The organism is Melaminivora jejuensis (assembly GCF_017811175.1).
Taxonomy (GTDB): domain Bacteria; phylum Pseudomonadota; class Gammaproteobacteria; order Burkholderiales; family Burkholderiaceae_C; genus Melaminivora; species Melaminivora jejuensis.
Genome location: NZ_JACWIJ010000002.1, coordinates 2,774,221 through 2,793,578 on the forward strand (window position 1 = coordinate 2,774,221; position 19,358 = coordinate 2,793,578).

Here is a 19,358-nt window from a genome sequence, read left to right on the forward strand (position 1 = left end):
CTTTGACACTCGGGGATGAGGTAAACAATGCGGGCCGGGCCGCGAAACCGGCGATTTTACGTTCCGGCTGCAGCACTGGGCCGCTCAAGCTGCCAGCGCACCAGCCGGCCCTGCACGAACTCGCAGCACACCTGCGCGCCGCCCGCATCCGTCCAGGCGTAGATTTCCGGCTCCTGCCCTTCGGCGGACAGCTGCCGGCCCAGCGCGCGCGTCAGCGCCACGACGTGCATCAGATTGACGCCGGGCCGCAGCCGGGCATTGAGCATGACGGCGCTGCCGACGTGGCCGATGGGGTTGCGGGCGGCCTTGTGCATCACGTTCATCAGGCGCGTGAAGTGCAGCAACGCCCACAGCAGCAGGCCGCCGCCGACTGCCAGCACACCCTGCCAGCGCATGGACTGCCAGCCGGCCAGCAGCAGGGCGATGATGACGACAGGGATGGCGAGGTTGCGCAATCGGGTGCTCATGGCGCCGATTGTCCGGGCAGCCGCCGGTCGGCAGGACTGCGGATGTTGCGTAGAGCCGGGCGTCATTCCAGCCCGCGCACCACCTGCATGGCCTCCTCGACGCGCTCCACGGCATGGATGGCCAGGCCGGCGATGGGTTTTTTCGGGGCATTGGCCTTGGGCACGACGGCGACGGTGAAGCCCAGCTTGGCGGCTTCCTTCAGGCGCTCCTGGCCGCGCGGCGCGGGCCGCACTTCGCCGGCCAGGCCGACCTCGCCAAAGGCGATGAAGCCCTTGGGCAGGGCGCGCGCGCGCAGGCTGCTGGTGATGGCCAGCAGCACCGCCAAATCGGCTGCCGGCTCGCTGATGCGCACGCCGCCGACGGCGTTGACGAACACATCCTGATCTGCCGAGGCGATGCCGGCATGGCGGTGCAGCACCGCCAGCAGCATGGCCAGGCGGTCGCGCTCCAGGCCCACCGACAGGCGCCGGGGACTGGGGCCGCCGCTGTCCACCAGCGCCTGGATCTCCACCAGCATGGGCCGCGTGCCCTCCAGCGTGACCAGCACGCACGAGCCGGGCACCGGCTCGCTGTGCTGGGACAGGAAGATGGCGCTGGGGTTGGACACGCCGCGCAGGCCACGCTCGGTCATGGCGAAGACGCCGATCTCGTTGACGGCGCCAAAACGGTTCTTGATGGCGCGCACCAGGCGAAAGCTGCTATGCGTGTCGCCCTCGAAGTACAGCACCGTATCGACCATGTGCTCCAGTACGCGCGGGCCGGCAATGGCGCCTTCCTTGGTCACATGGCCGACCAGGATCACGGCAATGCCGGTGGCCTTGGCCAGGCGCGTCAGGTGCGCCGCGCACTCGCGCACCTGGGCCACGCTGCCGGGGGCGCTGGTCAGCTGATCCGAGTACATGGTCTGGATGGAGTCGATCACGCACACCGCCGGCTGCGTGGCCTGCACCGTGGCCAGGATCTTTTCCAGCTGGATCTCGGCCAGCACGTTGACGGCGCTGGCCTCCAGCCCCAGCCGGCGCGAGCGCAGCGCCACCTGCGCGCCACTTTCCTCGCCGGTGACGTACAGCGTCGGCAGGCCAGCGCGCTGCAGCGCGTCCATGGCCTGCAGCAGCAAGGTGGACTTGCCAATGCCCGGATCGCCGCCGATCAGCACCACGCCGCCCTCGACCACACCGCCGCCCAGCACGCGGTCGAGCTCCTCGATGCCGCTGGCCGTGCGCGCCACTTCGGTGGCCTCGATGCTGGAGAGCGGCATCACGGCCTGCGCCTGCGCCAGACCGGCGTATTGCGGCGTGCTCAGGCGGTTCCTGCCGCCGCCCGGGCTGTCGGCGACGGTCTCGATCAGGGTGTTCCAGGCGCCGCAGCCAGGGCACTTGCCCAGCCAGCGCGGACTGGTGGCGGCGCACTCGGTGCAGGTGTAGAGGGTTTTTTCCTTGGCCATCGCCTGCTGACTATAGCGAGGCACGTGCCGGCCCCGCGCCAGGGTGGGCGCCCTGTCATCTAGGTAACTCGGCACCCCCGTTTTTCCGCAGGGTTTCCCCTAAGTGTTCCGCTGTGCAGAACTTGCAGCTTGTCGCTGGTGTTTGCCGCCATAAGCTGAAAGCGCTGACGGAAATCTGACATGAGCCTGACAAACACCCGACAGGCCCGGGCCAGACCGGCAGCAGCCAACTGCAAGGAGACTTCGCAATGAAATACGGCTCGACGGCCAGCAGCGCGCTGCGGCCCCACAGGACGGGGGCGTGATGGACGTTTTCTTCCAGCAACTGCTCAACGGCCTGACCCTGGGCGGCATCTACGGCCTGGTGGCGCTGGGCCTGACCCTGGTGTACGGCATCCTGCACGTGCCCAACTTCGCCCACGGGGGCTTCTACATGATCGGCGCCTTTGTCGCCTTCCAGGCCATGGTGGCCTGGAGCTGGGGCTACTGGGCGGCCATGCTGCTGGCGGCGGTGGCGGTGGCGGTGCTGGGCCTGCTCAGCGAGCGGCTGGTCTTCAACCCGCTGCGCAACGCCTCGCCGCTGCACCCCAAGATCGCCTCCATCGGCCTGCTGCTGTTCCTGGAGGCCGGCGCCCAGGCGCTGTGGGGCGCGGACTTCCAGCGCATGCCCACGCCCTACACCAGCCTGGTGGAGCTCGGCTCGGTCACCGTGCCGGCGCAGCGCCTGCTGATCATCGCTGCCGCCTTTGCGCTGATGGTGGCGCTGCACCTGTTCCTGACGCGCACCATCACCGGCTCGACCATCGTCGCCATGGCGCAAAACCGCGAGGGTGCCTCGCTGGTGGGCATCGACGCCAACCGGGTGGCGATGATGACGTTTGCCATCTCCGGCGCGCTGGCCGCCGTGGCCGCCGCGCTGTATGCGCCCATCAACCTGGTCTATCCGGCCATGGGGCACCTGGTCATCACCAAGGCCTTCGTGATCATCATCCTGGGCGGCATGGGCAGCATCCCCGGCGCGGTGCTGGGCGGGCTGATCATCGGCTTTGCCGAGAGCTTCGGCGCCTACTACATCTCCACCGACTACAAGGACATCATTGCCTTCGTGCTGCTGGTGGTCATCCTGTCCATGCGCCCCGAGGGCCTGTTTGCCAAGAGGGGGCGCTGACATGAACGCATTCCTGGACAGCCGCCTGGCCTGGGGGCTACTGCTGGCGGCGGCCATCGCCTTCCCCTGGGTGGCCGGCAACGACTACCACCTGACGGTGATGAGCACGGCCTACATCTTCGCCATCGCCACGCTGGGGCTGAACCTGATCACCGGCTACACCGGCCAGCTCAACCTGGCGCACGCCGGCTTCATGGCCACCGGTGCCTACACCGTGGGCATCCTGACCGTCGATCACGGCTGGACGTTCTGGGCAGCGCTGCCCATGTCCGGCCTGGTGTGCGTGGTGCTGGGCTACGGCATCGGCCTGGTGTCGCTGCGCCTGAAGGGCCACTACTTCTCGATCTTCACACTGTGCGTGGGCTACATCATGTTCCTGGTGATCGAGAAGTGGGACAGCCTGACCCACGGCACGGTAGGCATCATGGGCATCCCCGAGCCCGAGGCCATCGGCAGCCTCACCTTCGACACGCCGCTGCGCCTGTACTACTTCGTGCTGTGCTTTCTGGTGGTGCTGGTGTGGGCCATGCGGCGCATCGTCAAGTCGCTGCTGGGGCGCACCTTCATCGCCATCCGCAACAGCGACGAGCTGGCCGAAGCGCTGGGCATCAACCTGATGCGCAACAAGGTGCTGGCCTTCATGCTCAGCGTGTTCTACGCCGGCATCGCCGGCGGCCTGTACGCCGGCTTCGTGCGCTTCATCGGCCCGGACATGGCCGGCGTACACCACACCTTCGACATGATGATCTTCGCCATGGTCGGCGGCTTGGGCACGGTGCTGGGGCCGCTGCTGGGCTCCATCGGGATGCCGTGGATCACGCAGTCGCTGCAGTTCCTGCAGGAGTACCGCTTCATCGTCTTCGGCCCCATCCTGGTGGCGCTGGTGATCTTCCTGCCCTATGGCGTGGTCGGCAGCTTCCTGCAGTGGCGCGCGCGCCAGGACGCCCTCAAGGGAGGCTCCCATGCTGAAAATTGACCGCCTGACCAAGAAATTCGGCGGCCTGGCCGCCGTCAACGACGTCTCCACCGTCATCGAAGAGGGCAAGATCAACGCCATCATCGGCCCCAACGGCGCCGGCAAGACGACGTTCTTCAACCTCATCAGCTCCACGCACCGGCCCACCAGCGGCACCATCACCTTCAACGGGCAGGACGTGACCTCGCTGCGCCCCGACCAGGTGGCGCGCCTGGGCATCGCCCGCACCTTCCAGACCACGGCGCTGTTCGATCGCTCCAGCGTGCTGGACAACCTGATCGTCGGCCACCGGCTGCGCACGCACTCGGGCCTGTGGGACGTGCTGCGCGGCTCCAGCCGGCTGCGCGAGGAAGAGCGGGTGTGCCGCGAGAAGGCGCGCGAGGCGCTGGACTTCGTGGGCCTGTCGCACGTCGCCCAGCGCATGGCCGGCGACATCAGCCAGGAAGAGCGCAAGCGCGTGGCCTTCGCCCTGGCGCTGGCCACCCAGCCCAAGCTGCTGCTGCTCGACGAGCCCGCCGGCGGCGTCAACCCCGAGGAGACCGACGGCCTGGCCGAGCTGATCCGCAAGATGGTGCGCCACGGCCTGACGGTGGCGCTGATCGAACACAAGATGGGCATGATCATGAGCCTGGCCGACAAGATCCTGGTGCTCAGCTACGGCGAGAAGATCGCCGAGGGCACGCCGGCACAGATCCAGCGCAACCCGGCGGTGATCGACGCCTACCTGGGGAGCGACCATGCTGAAATTTGACAAGGTGTCGCTGCGCTACGGCAGCTTTCTGGCGCTCGACGAGGTCAGCCTGCACGCCCAGCAGGGCGAGCTGGTGGTGCTGCTGGGCGCCAACGGCGCGGGCAAGAGCTCGCTGTTTCTCACGGCCAGCGGCATCCACCGCGCCGCCGGCGGCTCCATCGCCTGGCAGGGCCAGGAGCTGATCGGCAAGAAGCCCTCGGCCATCGTGCAGGCCGGCATGGTGCAGTGCCCCGAGGGGCGCAAGCTATTCCCGCAGATGAGCGTGCGCAAGAACCTGGAGCTGGGCGCCTATGCCCACCGGCGCGACCCTGGCCCCAGCCAGCAGATCCTGGAGGAGGTGCTGGAGCTGTTTCCCATCCTGCGCCAGAAGCAGCACGACCCCGCCGGCTCGCTGTCGGGCGGGCAGCAGCAGATGGTGGCCATAGGCCGCGCCATGATGGGCCGGCCCCGGGCGCTGCTGCTCGACGAGCCCTCGCTGGGCCTGGCGCCGCTGGTCATCAAGCAGATGTTCGAGGTCATCCAGCGCATCAACCAGGGCGGCACCACCGTGCTGCTGGCCGAGCAAAACGCCTATGCCGCGCTGAAGATCGCCCACCGCGCCTATGTGCTGGAGAGTGGCCGCATCGTGCGCGAGGGAACACCCGCCGAGCTGCTGGCCGACGACTCCATCCGCCGCGCCTACATCGGCGCCTGACCCCCCTTTTTTTCCCTTTCCTCTTTCGCCCATCCACAAGGAGACTTTCATGCACGCCCTTTCCCGCCTCAGCCGCCGCCAGTTGAATGCCCTGGCCCTGGCCAGCGCCACCCTGATGGCCGGGCCGGCCCTGGCCCAGGAAGTGGTCAAGATCGGCTACTCCGGCCCGCTGTCGGGCGGCGCTGCGCAATACGGCAAGAACGTCCTGGACGGCATGCAGATGGCCGTGGCCGAGATCAACGCCGCCAGCCCCGAGGTGGCCGGCAAGAAGGTCAAGTTCGAGATCGTCGCCCTGGACGACAAATACAACCCGTCCGAGACCGCCATCAACGCCCAGCGCCTGGTGCAGCAGCACAAGACGGCAGCCATCTTGGTGCCGCACTCGGGCGGCATCTTTGCGCTGCAGACCACCAACGAGCGCAGCAACTTCATCGTGCTGGCCTACAGCTCGGTGCCGCAGATCACCGCCAAGGGCAACAAGCTGACGCTGCGCATCCCGCCCGAGTACACCGGCTACATCGAGCCGTTCTCCAAATACGAGATCGAGCGCTTCGGCAAGAAGGTGGCCATGGTGGGCGCCGACCACGACTACGCCAAGGCCTGGGCCGCAGCCTTCAAGCCCGGCTGGGAAAAGCTCGGCGGCAGCGTGGTTGCGGAAAATCCCATGAGCTACAACCGCGCCACGGACTTCTACAGCGGCGTGAGCAAGGCGCTGGCCGACAAGCCCGACGTGATGTTCATCGGCGGCGCCTCCGAGCCCACGGCCCTGGTGGTCAAGCAGGCGCGCGAGCTGGGTTTCAAGGGCGGCTTCATCATCATGGATCAGGCCAAGCTCGATGAGATGGCGCGCGTGCTGGGCGGCTACGCCATGCTGGAAGGCGCCATGGGCGTGATGCCGGTGATCGAGGACGCGCGCCCGGAGATGAAGGCCTTCGTCGAGCGCTTCGGCAAGATCTATCCAGGCCGCACGCCGGGTTCGGAAGCGCAGTGGAACTACACCACCATCCACGCCACCATCAAGGCCATGCAGCTGGCCGGCACGACCAGCGACGCTGCAGCCATCCAGGCCAAGCTGGACGCGGCCTTCAAGTCCCTGACGCCGGCAGCCAACCCAGGCGAGATCAAGGGCGTGGACGAGCGCGGCGGCACCATCACCCAGGTGCGCGGCGCAGCCGTCAAGGACGGCAAGATCCTGGCCATCGAAACGGCCCAGTGAGGGAGACGTTGTGCGTGATGCGCGGTGCGCCGAGCGCACGGCGCACCGCGCCCAACCACCCGGGGCCAGCCCCTCAGGCGCGCTGGATGAGCTGCTGCAGCCGGCGCACCAGCCGCTCCAGCTCGGGCCGACCCCGGCGCAGCAGCAGTTCTGCAGACACCAGCCGGCTCGGGCCGCCGCAGCTGATGGCCATGAGCGGCAGGCCGCGCCCAGGCGCAAATGCCAGGGCGATGGCATTGACATCGCTTTGCCACGCGCCAAAGGAGTGGCATATCCAGGGGCGCACCCCGCCGACCGTCGTCGGCCAGTGCGCCAGCTCCGGCTGCACGGCCTGCCACTGCTCGGGGGCGTGGCGACGCAGATAGTCCAGCGCCTGCTGGCGCTCATGCGCCGGGCTGGCGGCCAGCCAGGCGCGGCCAATGGCCGTGGTGGCCAGCGGCAGGCGCACGCCAATGCCCAGGTTGGAGACGATGGGCTGCGGGCACGGGCTGTGCTCGATATAGACCATGTTGTGCCGGTCGCGCGTGGCCAGCGCCACCTCGCACTGCAGCAGTGCCGACAACTTCGCCATCAGGGGCCGGGCCAGCCGGCGCACATCCAGACCCGACAGCATGGCGCTGCCCAGCGCCAGGGTGGCCGTGCCCAGGCGGTATTTGCCCTCCTCGGGCAGGTGGTGCAGATAGCCCAGCGCGGTGAGGGTGAAGGTCAGCCGGGATACGGTGGACTTGGGCAGGCCGCAGCGCGCCGCGATCTCCTGATTGCCCAGCAGCTTTTCGCCAGAGCGAAAGCACGACAGCACTTCCAGCCCGCGCGCCAGGGCGGTGACGAAGCGGCGGTCGTCAGCTTCGGCCACGTTGAAGGGCGGGGCCGCAGGGTGGCCGGGGCGGCACTTCGGGTCAGAGGCGAGGGCAGAGACAGAGGCGGGGGCAGGCTTCACGCCAGCCAGCGTACCACGCCCGCAACCCGCCCCTGAACCGCCTGTAATTTAGGTCAAATCGACCCAAAACCCTTGCCCATCAAGCGATGTCAGCTATTAATAAAGAAGCGATTCAGGAAGCATGATGCTCCTGTCTTCGCCTCCCTCTCCCTGCCCGTTCAGCGCCCCGTCCAGGCCGGCGGGCGTTTTTCGCGGAAAGCCGCCTGGCCCTCGCGCGCGTCCTCGGTCTGGGCGAACAGGCCGATCTGGCTCTCGGTGAAGGCCATGGCCGGCTCGAAGCCCAGGCCCTGGGCGTGCTTGAGCGTGTACAGGCCGCGCCGCTGCGCCGTGCCCGAAACGGCCTGCAGCTCGGCCAGCAGCCGCTGCAACGCCTGGCCGTCGTGGTCGATCTCGTTGATGAGGTTGAGCGCCAGCGCGCGCTCGGCATCGATGTGGCGCCCGGTCAGGCACAGATCGTTCAGCACACGCGGCGGCAGCAGTGGCTGCAGCACCGCCAGCACCTGCGCCGGGAACACGCCCACGCGCACCTCGGGCAGGCCAAAGCGCGCGTGCGGCACGGCAATGGCCAGGTCGCACATGGCCAGGATGCCCATGCCGCCGGCCATGCAGGCACCGTTGACATAGGCCACCAGCGGCACATGGCAGGCCCGCGCGGCGCGCAGCAGATCGGCAAAGGCCAGCTGCGGCTGGGAAAAGTCGAACTGGAAGGACTTGCCGGTCTGCAAGTCGGCGCCGGCGCAGAACGCCGCTTCGCCCGCGCCCCGGATGACGATGGCACGCAGCTGGCGATCCGCGCGTGCGCCCTGGATAGCCTGGGCCAGGCCCTCGACAACGGCGGCGCTCATGGCGTTGCGCCGCTCGGGCCGGTTGATGTGCAGGTGCAGCACGTTGCCTTCGCGCTGCTGCAGCAGTTCCTGATCTTGCTCCACGGTGCCTCTTTCTCCAACACAAAACGCACAACGCAAACCGCAGGGCGCAAAGCACCCAGCCTTCCCCTCAGCCGTCGCTGGCCGGCGCCAGGCGCAGCAGCAACTGGCCGCGCGCCACCTGCTGGCCTGGCTCGGCCAGCACTTCCTCGACACGCACCCGCGCGCCGGTGCTCAAGCTGTGCTCCAGCTTCATGGAGTCGATGACCACGGCCGTGTCGTCGGCGGCCAGCACCTGGCCAGCCTCGGCGGCCACGCGGATGACGCGGCCATTGAAGGGCGCGCGCAGCTCAGTGGCGGCCTGAGCGGCGCCACGGCCCTGCGCCGGGCGGATGCTGGTGTCCTCCAGCCACAGCTCGGCGCCGCTGCCGGTCTGCACATGCCACTGGTCGGCCACCTCGCCGGGTGCGGCGCGCACGCTCAGCTCGGCACCGTCCTGGCGCAGGCGCACCACGCCCTGGCTGGCGGCCCGCCGCTCCAGGCCCAGTCCTGCAGGCCGTCGCCATCGCGCACGCACAGCTGCTGCCCGGCACCCAAGGCCAGGCCCAGCAGCCGCTCGGCGCCCCGGTGGCGCACGCGCAGCGGGCGCTCCAGCGGGCACGCCAGCAGGGCGCGCGCATCCAGTCCCTGCAGCTGCGTAGCCAGCACTGCCGGCACCAGGGCCGCGCCCTCGGCCTCGGCCAGCCCCTCGCGGATGGGGTCGGCAGCGGTCTGCAGGAAGGGCACCAGCGCAGCGCCGGCGCGGAAAACGGGGTGCTCCAGGCAGGCTGCCAGAAAGGCCCGGTTGGTCGGCAGGCCCAGCACATAGACCTCGCGCAGCGCCCGTGCCAGGGCGTCGATGGCGCTGGCGCGGTCGGCTGCGTGCACGATCAGCTTGCCCAGCATGGAGTCGTAGTACGGCGTCACCGCCATGCCGGCCTGCAGCGCATGGTCGAAGCGCAGCACCGGCCCGGCACCCAGCGGCCTGGTGCAAAACTGGCTGGCCGCCGGCGCGGCAAACAGCGCCACGCTGCCGGCGCAGGGCACGAAGTTCTCGTCCTCGGCGCACAGGCGCACCTCGATGGCGTGGCCGTGCAGGCGCACCTCACCCTGCGCGAGCGGCAGCGGCTCGCCGCGCGCCACGCGGATCTGCCACTCGACCAGATCCAGGCCAGTGAGCGCCTCGGTCACCGGGTGCTCGACCTGCAGCCGGGTGTTCATCTCCATCAGGAAGAACTCGCCGCCCTCGACCAGAAACTCCACCGTGCCGGCGCCCTGGTAGCCCGCCGCCTGGGCCAGTTGCACGGCGCACTGGCCCATGCGCGCGCGCATGGCCGCGTCAACCGCCGGGCTGGGCGCCTCCTCGATGATCTTCTGGTTGCGCCGCTGCACCGAGCAGTCGCGCTCGCCCAGGTGGATGCAGTGGCCGTGCTGGTCGGCAAAGACCTGCACCTCGACGTGGCGCGGCGCCGTCAGGGCGCGCTCCAGCAGCACACGATCCGAGCCGAAGGCCGCCAGCGCTTCGGACTTGGCGCTGCGCACGGCCTCGATCAACTGCCCCGGCTGGCTGACCAGGCGCATACCGCGCCCGCCGCCGCCAGCCACGGCCTTGACCATGACCGGGTAGCCGATCTGCTGCGCCTGGCGCACCAGCAGTTCTTCGGACTGATCCTCGCCGTCGTAGCCGCTCAGGCAGGGCACGCCCGCCTGCCGCGCCAGCGCCTTGGCGCCGGCCTTGTCGCCCAGGGCCCGGATGGCATCCGGCGGCGGGCCGATCCAGGCCAGGCCGGCCTGCTGCACGGCCTGGGCGAATTCGGCGTTCTCGCTCAGAAAACCATAGCCCGGATGCACCGCGTCGGCCCCGGTGGCGCGCGCCGCCGCCAGCAGCCGCTCGATGCGCAGATAGCTCTCGGCGGAGGTGGTGCCGCCCAGGGCAAACGAGGTCGTCGCCTCGCGCACGTGCAGCGCCTCCCGATCCGGGTCGGAATAGACCGCGACGGTCTCTATGCCCATGGCGTGGGCAGTGTGGATGATCCGGCGGGCGATCTCGCCGCGATTGGCAATCAGAATTTTTTTCATACGGTGTGCCCTCGCGGCTCGATCGCCCGCCCGCACGCTGCGCGTGCTCGGGCAATCTGCTTCGCCATGCCTGCGGCATGAACGCCGCGATTGGCAATCAGAATTTTTTCATGCGGTGTGCCCTCGCGGCTCGATCGCCCGCCCGCACGCTGCGCGTGCTCGGGCAATCTGCTTCGCCATGCCTGCGGCATGAACGCCGCGATTGGCAATCAGAATTTTTTTCATGCGGTGTGCCCTCGCGGCTCGATCGCCCGCCCGCACGCTGCGCGTGCTCGGGCAATCTGCTTCGCCATGCCTGCGGCATGAACGCCGCGATTGGCAATAAGGATGCGTTTCATGGCTTGCGTGCGATGCCCATGGTCTTGGCCAGGATGCCCAGCATGACTTCGTCGGCGCCGCCGCCGATCGAGCCCAGCCGGCCATCGCGGTAGGCGCGCGAGATGCGGTTGTCCCAGGTAAAGCCCATGCCCCCCAGAACTGCAGGCAGGTGTCGGCTACCACGCGGCTGGTGCGCCCGGCCTTGAGCTTGGCCATGGTGGCCAGCTCCAGCACATCCTTGCCGGCCACGTAGCGCTCGCAGGCGCGGTACAGCATGGCGCGCAGGGCCTCCACCTCGGTGGCGAGTTCGCCCATCTTGAACTGGAACCACTGCATGTCCGACAGGTAGCCACCGAACATCTGGCGCTGCTGGGCGTATTCGATGGTCTGGTCGATCAGCGAGCGCAGATCGGGCCAGGCGGAGGCCGCCGCCCACAGGCGCTCCTCCTGAAACTGCTGCATCTGGTAGATGAAGCCCTTGCCCTCCTGGCCGATCAGGTTGCGCTGCGGCACGCGCACGTCGTCGAAGAACAGGTGGCCGGTGTCGCTCGCGTGCATCCCGATCTTCTCGATCTTGTGCGCCGTGATGCCAGGCAGCAGGCGTCCGTTCTCGCGCAGGCGCACCATGATCAGGCTCTTGTTGTGGTGCATGTTGCCGCCCACCGGCTCGCTGGTGTTGGCCAACATGCACATCCAGTCGGCCTGCAGGCTGTTGGTGATCCACATCTTCTCGCCGCGGATGACGTAGTCGCCGCCCTCCTTTCTGGCAAAGGTGCGCACCGAGGACACGTCACTGCCCGAGCCTGGCTCGGACACGCCGATGCAGCCCACCATGTCGCCGGCAATGGCCGGGGCCAGGAATTCATGGCGCAACTCATCGCTGCCAAAGCGCGCCAGCGCCGGCGTACACATGTCGGTCTGCACGCCAATCGCCATGGGGATGCCGCCGCAGGGGATGTGGTGCAGCGCCTCGGCCATGGCCACGCCGTAGGAGTAGTCCAGGCCGGCGCCGCCAAAGGCTTCGGGCTTGGTCAGGCCCAGCAGGCCCAGATTGCCCAGGCCCTTGAAGACCTCATGCGCCGGGAAGATGCCGGCGCGCTCCCACTCGTCCACATGCGGATTGATGTGGTCTTCGACGTAGCGCTTGAGGGTGCGCTGGATTTCCAGGTGTTCGTGGCTCCATTCCATGAGGGTCTCCTGCGGTCTTGTCCGGTTCGGGTGAGGGAAGAAAATTGGGGTTGTGGCGCCGGCGTCACATGCGCGGCAGGCCGAATTGCAGCGGGCGCACCTGGCGCGCATCGCCATCGGTGCAGACCGCCAGGCACTGCGCCAGCACGGCGCGCGTGTCGCGCGGGTCGATCACGCCGTCGTCGAGCATCTGGCCGCTGGTGTAGAACACATCGGCCTGGCGCTCGAAGTTGTCCACGATGGCCGCCGCCTGGGCGTCGAGCTGGGCGCGCATGGCATCGGTGATTGCCACGCCCTTGCGCGCCAGGCCGCCCTCGGCCACGGTGCGCATGGTCTGCGCGGCCTGCTCGCCGCCCATGACCGCCGTGCGCGCGTTCGGCCAAGCGAACAGGAAGCGCGGCTCGAAGGCGCGCCCGCACATGCCGTAGTTGCCAGCGCCGAAACTGGCGCCGCACTGGATGGTGATCTGCGGGATCAGGCGCGCGGCATTGGTCACCGCCTGGATCATCTTGGAGCCGTGCTTGATCATGCCGGCCTGCTCGCTGTCCTTGCCGACCATGTAGCCCGTGGTGTTCTGCAGGTAGATCAGCGGCTGGCCGAGCTTGCACATCCACTGGATGAAGTGCGTGGCCTTGTTGGCGCCGGCCACGTCGATGGGGCCGTTGTTGCTGATGAAACCCACCACCCGGCCATGGATGCGCGCCTGCACGCACAGCGTGGCAGCGCCGTAGTCGGGCTTGAATTCGAGCAGCTCGGAGCGATCGGCCAGCCGGGCCATGACCTCGCGCATGTCCACCGGCTGGCGCAAGTCCTGTGCGAACAGGCCCAGCAGCTCGTCCTGGCTGTAGCGCGGCGGGGCTGGGTCGGTGTCGGCGGCTGCGCTCTCGCTCCAGCCCAGCGCGGCCACCGCCTGGCGGGCGATGCCGATGGCGTCGCGGTCGCCCTCGGCCAGGTATTCGCCCAGGCCGCTGACCTGGCAATGCATCTCGGCGCCGCCGAGTTCTTCCTCGGTGGCGATCTCGCCGGTAGCGGCCTTGAGCAGCGGCGGCCCGGCCAGGAAAGCGCGCGAGCGGCCCTTGACCATGATGACCACGTCCGACAGGCCAGGCATGTAGGCGCCGCCCGCCGTGCCCGAGCCGTGCTGGATGGTCACGATGGGGTTGCCCGCCGCCGACAGCCGCGCCAGGTTGCGAAACAGCGCCCCGCCCAGCACGAAGCCCTCGACGCGGTAGCGCATCAGGTCAGCACCGGCGCTCTCGACCAGGAAGACGAAAGGCAACCTGTTTTGCAGGGCGATCTCCTGCGCGCGCAGGATTTTTTCGCCGCCCATGGCCTGGATGGCACCGGCGTTGATGCCCGAGTCGTTGGCCACCACCATGCAGCGCACGCCGCTGATCCAGCCTATGCCGGCCAGCACGCCGCCGCCGGGCACGGATTTATCCAGGTCGTCGGTGTCGGCGCCGTAGCCGGCCAGGGCCGACAGCTCCAGCCAGGGCCGGCCTGCATCGAGCAGCAGAGCGATGCGCTGGCGCGGCAGCAGCTGGCCGCGCCGCTCGAAGGCCGGCAGCGAGCGCAGCGAGGCCTGGGCAGCGCGCTCCTGCAGGGCGCGCCACTCGTCCAGGCGTGCCAGCATGGCGGCCCGGCGCTCCAGGGCCTGGGTGGACTGGCCATTCCAGCGCGACTCGAACAGCGGGAAGGGAGAGACGGGAAGGGAGGCGGTCATGGACAAAAGGGTCAGGTGCGCTTGCGCGGGGTGCGGCCAGCCGGGGCTGGCGCGCAGGCTGGGCCGGTGGTTGGGGAAGGGATCGGGTTGGCCGTGCCAGCCGGGGGCACGAACACGGCAGTGAACTGCGCGGCCAGCTCGGGCAGCGACAGCGTCTGCGCCGGGTCGTACCAGGTCAGCGTGCCATGCAGCGCGCCAAAGAACATCAGCCGCACCAACGAGGCCGGCGCGCGCAGCCGGCCCTGCTCGGCCAGCTCCTGCAAGGCCTGCGCCCAGGCGCGCTCGTAGTCGTTCTTGAGGTCGTCGATGCGCCGGCGCTCGTGCGCGCTCAGGGCGCGCTGCTCGTACAGCATCACGGCAATGAAATCGTTGCCCGGCGTCAGCAGCACGTGCAAATGGTGCAGCGCCAGGGCGTGGATGCGCTGCTCGGCAGAAGCCGGCTGCGCCAGCGCATCCAGCGCCTGCTGCTGGCTGGCCAGGGCGGCCAACATGCCCTCTTCCATCACGGCGAACAGCAGTTCACCCTTGCTCTTGAAGTGATAGAAGGGCGAGCCGCTTTGCATACCGCTGGCGCTGGCGATGTCGCGCGTGGTGGTGGCATCGAAGCCCTTGACGCGGAAGCTGCGCGCGGCAATGGCAATCAGCTCGGAGCGCCGGCTGCTGCCTTCGCTGCTGCGTGCGGAGCGGCTGCGCCGCTGCGGCGCTGGGGCGCCGTGCCCGGGGTGGGCGGCGGCGTCATCGCCGCCGGCGCTGGCCGGAGGCGGTGCTGGCTGGGGTCGTGCTGCTGGCATAGCCGGCAGTGTCACCCAGGCCAATCAATCAATCAAGCGGTTGCTTGAATTATTGGGGTAAACCAGTATATCGGCAGGGCGGTGCGCACCACAGCCCTGGCGTCACCGGCGCAGCCGCTTCACAGCAGGCTGGCGCCGCCATCCAGCACCAGCGCCTGCCCGGTCATGTGGCGCGAGGCATCCGAGGCCAGATAGACCACGGCGCCCTTGAGATCGTCCGCGCCGCCGATGCGCCGCAGCGGTGCGCGGGCGATGACGGCTTCGCCGATCTTGCCGATCAGGCCGTCGGCCATCTTGCTGGGGAAAAAGCCCGGGCAAATGGCGTTGACGCGGATGCCGTAAGGCCCCCATTCCGAGGCCAGGGTGCGCGCCAGATGCACTGCTGCGGCCTTGGAGGTGTTGTAGGCCACCGTGTGCATCCCCGGCGGCGTGCCCTTGAAGGCGGCCACCGAGGCGGTGATGATGACCTTGCCCTGGCCACGCGGGATCATCACCCGGCGGGCGACCTCGCGCGTCAGGAAAAACGGCGCCGAGACGTTCAGGTTCATGACCTTGTGCCAGGCCTCGTCGGGGTAGTCCTCGGCCTTGGCGCCCCAGGTGGCGCCGGCGTTGTTGAGCAGGATGTCGATGGTGCCGAACCTCGCCAGCACGCCGTCCACCAGGGCGGGGATGGCATCGAAGTGCTGCAGATCGGCCACGAAGGCCTCGACCTCATGGCCCAGGCCCTGCAGGTGCTGGCGCGCCTGCTCCAGCTCATCGGCCTTGCGCGCCACGATGGCCAGGCGCGCGCCCATCTCGCCCAAGGCCTCGGCCATCTGCAGGCCCAGGCCACGCGAGCCTCCGGTGATCAGGGCCACTTGGCCGGTCAGGTCGAACAATGCTTTCACGCTCATGGGTGCTGTCTCCTTGCGGGGTTTGGGAAAGTGCAGCGCCCAAGGTAGCGGCTTGCGCACGGCGGCGCTGTCATGTCGGCAACTGGGGCCGCCTGGTGCGCCGCCCTCCTACCCACGCAGCGCCGGGTGCGTCCTAGCATGGGCGGCGCCCGCCCTGCCACCCTGCCCTTTGCGCCCTGCCGTCCATGCCTGCAACCACCGCTCCACCACCTGCCCGCCGTGCCCTCGCCGCCTGCTTGCTGCTGTGCGCGGCGCTGGCGGCCTGCGATCCGCGCCCGGCGGACAAGCCGCTGCAGCCCACGGCGCCGCCCGTGCCCAGCCCTTCGGCCACGGCGGCACCAGCACCAGCACCAGCACCAGCGCAGGCCAGACTCGGTATTTATACGAAAAGTGCCTCAAACCCTTTACCAGCAAGCGCTGACAGCTACTACAAATATAGCAACAGGTTGATTCTCTGCGGCTGATGCACCCACGAAAAAAGCCGGCGCCCGCAGCAGGCCCGGCCTTCATGGTGCAGCGCGGCGGCAGCTGCGCCGCTCAGCCCTTGTGCCTCAGTCGAACGGCTGGGGGCGCTTGGTCTTGTCGCTGGACGGCGGCAGGATGGGCAGCACGATCTGGGGCTGCTCGCCGGTCAGCGTCTTCAGGAAGGCCACGATGTCAGCGTTTTCCTGCTCGCTGAACTTGCGCCCGAGCTGGATGCGGCCCATGGTGTCCACGGCCTGGGCCAGCGTATCGGCGGCGCCGTCGTGGAAGTAGGGGTAGGTCAGCTCGACGTTGCGCAGCGTCGGCACCTTGAAGTTGAAGCGCTCGGCGTCGTTCTTGGTCACGGCGTAGCGGCCTTCCGCCGGGTTGTCGGTCTGGTAAGGCTCGACCAGGCCCATCTTCTGGAACGAGGTACCGCCCAGGTTGGGGCCGTTGTGGCAGGCCACGCAGCCCGAGCCCTTGAACAGCTCGTAGCCGCGCAGCTCCTGCGCGTTGATGGCCTGCTTGTCGCCCTTGAGCCATTTGTCGAAGCGCGCATTGGGCGTGACCAGGGTTTCCTCGAAAGCGGCGATGGCCGTGGTCACTTCGTTGATGGTCAGCTTGTCGTGGCCGAAGACCTGCTTGAACTCGGCCACGTACTGCGGGATGGAGCGCAGCATGTCCAGCGCCAGGTCATGGGTGAAGGCCATCTCGCCCGGGTTGGCGATCGGCCCGCCGGCCTGCTCGCGCAAATCCTTGGCGCGGCCGTCCCAGAACTGCGCCATGTTCAGGCTGGAGTTGAGCACCGTGGGCGAGTTGATCGGCCCTTTTTGCCAGTTGTGGCCGATGGAGGTCTTGAGGTTGTCCGAGCCGCCCATGCTCAGGTTGTGGCAGGAGTTGCACGAGATGAAGCCCGAGCGCGACAGGCGCGGGTCGAACCACAGCTTCTTGCCCAGCTCGGCCTGGGCAGCGTTGACGTTTCGGGCCGGCTCGATGGGCTGCACCGGCTCGGCAGCGCGCGCCGGGGCCAAGGCCAGCATGGCGGCGGCGGACACGGCGCCCAGCACCAAGCGCAGGACGGGGGACTTGAACAGGGGTTTATCTCGCATGGGGCACTCCACTCGTATCGTTGTATGGGTGCAGGGCAACGAGGCCGCTGCAACCCCATTCTTCGGGAATACCCTGGGCTGCACTTTGACTTGAGGCAAAGCAAGACTATTTTTTCAACAGGGTCTTTGCCGCCCTTCGGCCCTGCCTTTTTCAGCGCCCGCGCAGCAGGCGCACGGCGTGCGGCAGGGACTGCGCCTCGGGCAGGAAGTGCTGCAGCGCCGCGCCCAGCACGGCGGCGCACAGGGTGGCGCCCAGCAGCGGCTTCCAGGTCAGGCGCACGGCGGCGCCCAGCCAGCCGGCGCGCTCGGCGCCCATGGCGGCGCGCGCCGCCGCCACCGAGAACGCCAGCTCCACGGCCACCGCCAGCAGCACCTCGGAGCTGAAATACAGCCAGGCCAGGGTGCCGGCGCCCGTCAGCAGCGCTGCGCCCAGCAGGAAGATGGCCAGCACCGGCACGATGACCACCGCGCCCTCGTCCACGCCGGACACCGCCTCCAGCGCCCCGCCGGCGGCATCGCCCAGGCTGCCGCCACCCGCCTCCAGGCCACTGCCGCCGTCGAACAGACCGACCTGCGCTGCCCCGGCGCTGTCGAACTGCCCGCTGGCCCCGCCGCCGGCAAAGCGTCCGCCGCCACCGCTGCCCCAGGAGCCGCTCCCCGCACTACCGCCTGCACTGCCGCCGGCGCGCCCGTCGCCTACCGGCCAGCCGCCATCGAGCCAGGCGTCGCCGCCGCGCCCCCACCGATCCGGGCGGCGCACCAGCCAGCCGGCCCACAGGCGCAGCACCAGCAGATAGGCCAGATAGCCCGCGCCCAGCGTGAGCAGGTAGCGCAGCGCCAGCGACTGCACGCCCAGCGTGCGCAGCACGTGCGCGCTGCTCCACATCAGCACCAGCGTGAAGCTGCCGATGAGCAGGCCATGCAGGCGCAGCGCATGGCGCCGCTGCAAACCGTCGGCCAGCGGCGCACGCTGGCGCGCCTGCAGCCGGCGCCAGTTCGAGCGTGGCCCGGGGGAGTCTGGCCGGGTGCTGCGGGGCATGGGGCGTTGTGCGTTGGCGCTTTCAGTCGCCCTCGACGCTCACCGGCACGCGCGGCGCCAGGGCGCACATCAGCTCGTAGCCGATAGTGCCGGCCGCCTGCGCCACCTCGTCGATGGGCAGCAGGGCGCCGCCCGGGCCACGGCCCCACAGCGTGACGGCGCTGCCGATGCCGGCGCCGGGCACGGGGTCAGATCCACGGTCAGCATATCCATGCTGATGCGCCCGACCAGGCGCGTGCGCACGCCATCGACCAGCACCGGCGTGCCGCTGGGCGCATGGCGCGGGTAGCCGTCGGCATAGCCGCAGGCGACCACGCCGATGCTCATCGGCTCAGGCGCGACGAAGCGCGAGCCGTAGCCCACGGTGTCGCCGGCGTTCAGCTGCTGCACGCCGATCAGGCGCGAGGCCAGCGTCATGGCCGGCTGCAACTGCCACTCCTGCGCCGTGCGCTCGGGGTGGTCGGGCGCGCTGCCATACAGCGCGATGCCGGCGCGCACCCAGTCCAGGCGCACGCCGGCCTGCAGGCCGTGGCGCAGCAGCGCCGCGCTGTTGCAAATGCTGCGTTCGCCCGGCAGATCCTGGCTGGCGCCCTGGAACGCCGCCAGCTGATGGGCAATGCCGCGCGCGCCGTCGGCGTCGGAGAAATGCGTCATCAGCGAGATCTCGTCCACCTGCGGCAAGGCCGACAGCCGGGCAAAGGCGGCCCGAAAGCGCCCGGGCGCAAAACCCAGGCGGTTCATGCCCGAGTTCATCTTCAGGAACACCCGGTGCGGCGCGTGCGTCTTGTGCGCCGACAGCCAGTCGATCTGCGCGTCGCAATGCACCACATGCCACAGCGACAGGCGCGAGCACAGCTCCAGGTCGCGCGGCTCGAACACGCCCTCCAGCAGCAGGATGGGGCAGCGCCAGCCGAGCTGGCGCACGCGCTGCGCCTCGGCCAGATCCAGCAGCGCGATGCCGTCGGCGGCACGCACGGCGTCCCAGACGCGCTCGATGCCGTGGCCGTAGGCATCGGCCTTGACCACGGCCCACAGGCGCGCGTCGGGCGCGGCGCGGCGCGCGCGCTCCAGGTTGGCGCGCACGGCGGCCGGGTGGATGGTGGCGTGAATGGGGCGCGGCATGGCAGGTCGGGCACGGGAGTCGCGAGGGGGCATTCTCACATTGACGCCGCAACCCCCGTGCTATAACCACCCGTC

General features: G+C 69.2%; 16 protein-coding genes and 2 pseudogenes. 5 read left to right on the forward strand and 13 right to left on the reverse strand.

What is annotated here, in order from left to right; genetic code table 11:
* Nucleotides 1–56 precede the first annotated feature (56 nt).
* Nucleotides 57–467, reverse strand: a complete 411-nt coding sequence (locus IDM45_RS13125; RefSeq protein WP_209423251.1) for a glycerate kinase — start codon at nucleotides 465–467, stop codon at nucleotides 57–59.
* A gap of 62 nt (nucleotides 468–529) precedes the next feature.
* Complete coding sequence (gene radA / locus IDM45_RS13130) at nucleotides 530–1,912, reverse strand: DNA repair protein RadA (protein ID WP_209424119.1); 1,383 nt, start codon at nucleotides 1,910–1,912, stop codon at nucleotides 530–532.
* A 304-nt stretch (nucleotides 1,913–2,216) separates the two neighbouring features.
* Here radA and IDM45_RS13135 point away from each other — a divergent pair, with 304 nt between their 5' ends.
* Genes IDM45_RS13135 through IDM45_RS13155 form a run of 5 tightly spaced genes read left to right on the forward strand, consistent with a single transcriptional unit; the run spans nucleotide 2,217 to nucleotide 6,717 of the window.
* Nucleotides 2,217–3,080 carry a branched-chain amino acid ABC transporter permease gene (locus tag IDM45_RS13135; protein WP_209423254.1) on the forward strand — a complete coding sequence of 288 codons (864 nt, stop codon included), beginning with the start codon at nucleotides 2,217–2,219 and terminating at the stop codon, nucleotides 3,078–3,080.
* A 1-nt stretch (nucleotide 3,081) separates the two neighbouring features.
* Entirely contained in the window at nucleotides 3,082–4,056 is a 975-nt protein-coding gene (locus IDM45_RS13140) for a branched-chain amino acid ABC transporter permease (RefSeq protein WP_209423256.1), read from the forward strand.
* On the forward strand, nucleotides 4,043–4,807 hold the full coding sequence (locus IDM45_RS13145; protein ID WP_209423258.1) for an ABC transporter ATP-binding protein: 765 nt from the start codon (nucleotides 4,043–4,045) through the stop codon (nucleotides 4,805–4,807). Before IDM45_RS13140 ends, IDM45_RS13145 begins: the two co-directional genes overlap by 14 nt.
* On the forward strand, nucleotides 4,794–5,501 hold the full coding sequence (locus IDM45_RS13150; RefSeq protein WP_209423260.1) for an ABC transporter ATP-binding protein: 708 nt from the start codon (nucleotides 4,794–4,796) through the stop codon (nucleotides 5,499–5,501). The genes IDM45_RS13145 and IDM45_RS13150 overlap by 14 nt, the downstream gene beginning before the upstream one ends.
* A gap of 49 nt (nucleotides 5,502–5,550) precedes the next feature.
* Nucleotides 5,551–6,717, forward strand: a complete 1,167-nt coding sequence (locus IDM45_RS13155; RefSeq protein ID WP_209423262.1) for an ABC transporter substrate-binding protein — start codon at nucleotides 5,551–5,553, stop codon at nucleotides 6,715–6,717.
* A 73-nt stretch (nucleotides 6,718–6,790) separates the two neighbouring features.
* Here IDM45_RS13155 and IDM45_RS13160 read toward each other — a convergent pair whose 3' ends face one another.
* From IDM45_RS13160 to alr, 11 genes and pseudogenes are all read right to left on the reverse strand, one after another.
* On the reverse strand, nucleotides 6,791–7,570 hold the full coding sequence (locus IDM45_RS13160) for an IclR family transcriptional regulator (protein WP_209423263.1): 780 nt from the start codon (nucleotides 7,568–7,570) through the stop codon (nucleotides 6,791–6,793).
* A 242-nt stretch (nucleotides 7,571–7,812) separates the two neighbouring features.
* Nucleotides 7,813–8,583: an enoyl-CoA hydratase-related protein gene (locus tag IDM45_RS13165; protein ID WP_209423264.1), complete on the reverse strand. Its 771-nt coding sequence runs from the start codon at nucleotides 8,581–8,583 to the stop codon at nucleotides 7,813–7,815.
* Nucleotides 8,584–8,650: 67 nt separating this feature from the next.
* Nucleotides 8,651–9,034, reverse strand: a complete 384-nt coding sequence (locus tag IDM45_RS13170; protein WP_209423265.1) for an acyl-CoA carboxylase biotin carboxyl carrier protein subunit — start codon at nucleotides 9,032–9,034, stop codon at nucleotides 8,651–8,653.
* Nucleotides 9,001–10,638 carry an acetyl-CoA carboxylase biotin carboxylase subunit gene (locus IDM45_RS13175; RefSeq protein ID WP_209423266.1) on the reverse strand — a complete coding sequence of 546 codons (1,638 nt, stop codon included), beginning with the start codon at nucleotides 10,636–10,638 and terminating at the stop codon, nucleotides 9,001–9,003. The genes IDM45_RS13170 and IDM45_RS13175 overlap by 34 nt, the downstream gene beginning before the upstream one ends.
* Before the next feature lie 334 nt (nucleotides 10,639–10,972).
* Nucleotides 10,973–12,144: pseudogene (locus IDM45_RS13180) on the reverse strand (acyl-CoA dehydrogenase family protein).
* A gap of 64 nt (nucleotides 12,145–12,208) precedes the next feature.
* Nucleotides 12,209–13,867: an acyl-CoA carboxylase subunit beta gene (locus tag IDM45_RS13185; protein ID WP_209423268.1), complete on the reverse strand. Its 1,659-nt coding sequence runs from the start codon at nucleotides 13,865–13,867 to the stop codon at nucleotides 12,209–12,211.
* 11 nt (nucleotides 13,868–13,878) lie between these two features.
* Complete coding sequence (locus tag IDM45_RS13190) at nucleotides 13,879–14,658, reverse strand: TetR family transcriptional regulator (protein WP_209423269.1); 780 nt, start codon at nucleotides 14,656–14,658, stop codon at nucleotides 13,879–13,881.
* Nucleotides 14,659–14,777: 119 nt separating this feature from the next.
* Nucleotides 14,778–15,551, reverse strand: a complete 774-nt coding sequence (locus IDM45_RS13195) for an SDR family oxidoreductase (protein WP_209423270.1) — start codon at nucleotides 15,549–15,551, stop codon at nucleotides 14,778–14,780.
* Between the two features lie 551 nt (nucleotides 15,552–16,102).
* Nucleotides 16,103–17,122 carry a cytochrome-c peroxidase gene (locus IDM45_RS13200; RefSeq protein WP_209423271.1) on the reverse strand — a complete coding sequence of 340 codons (1,020 nt, stop codon included), beginning with the start codon at nucleotides 17,120–17,122 and terminating at the stop codon, nucleotides 16,103–16,105.
* A gap of 151 nt (nucleotides 17,123–17,273) precedes the next feature.
* Nucleotides 17,274–18,161, reverse strand: a complete 888-nt coding sequence (locus IDM45_RS13205; protein WP_209423272.1) for a hypothetical protein — start codon at nucleotides 18,159–18,161, stop codon at nucleotides 17,274–17,276.
* Nucleotides 18,162–18,183: 22 nt separating this feature from the next.
* Nucleotides 18,184–19,283: pseudogene (alr, locus tag IDM45_RS13210) on the reverse strand (alanine racemase).
* Nucleotides 19,284–19,358: the final 75 nt, after the last annotated feature.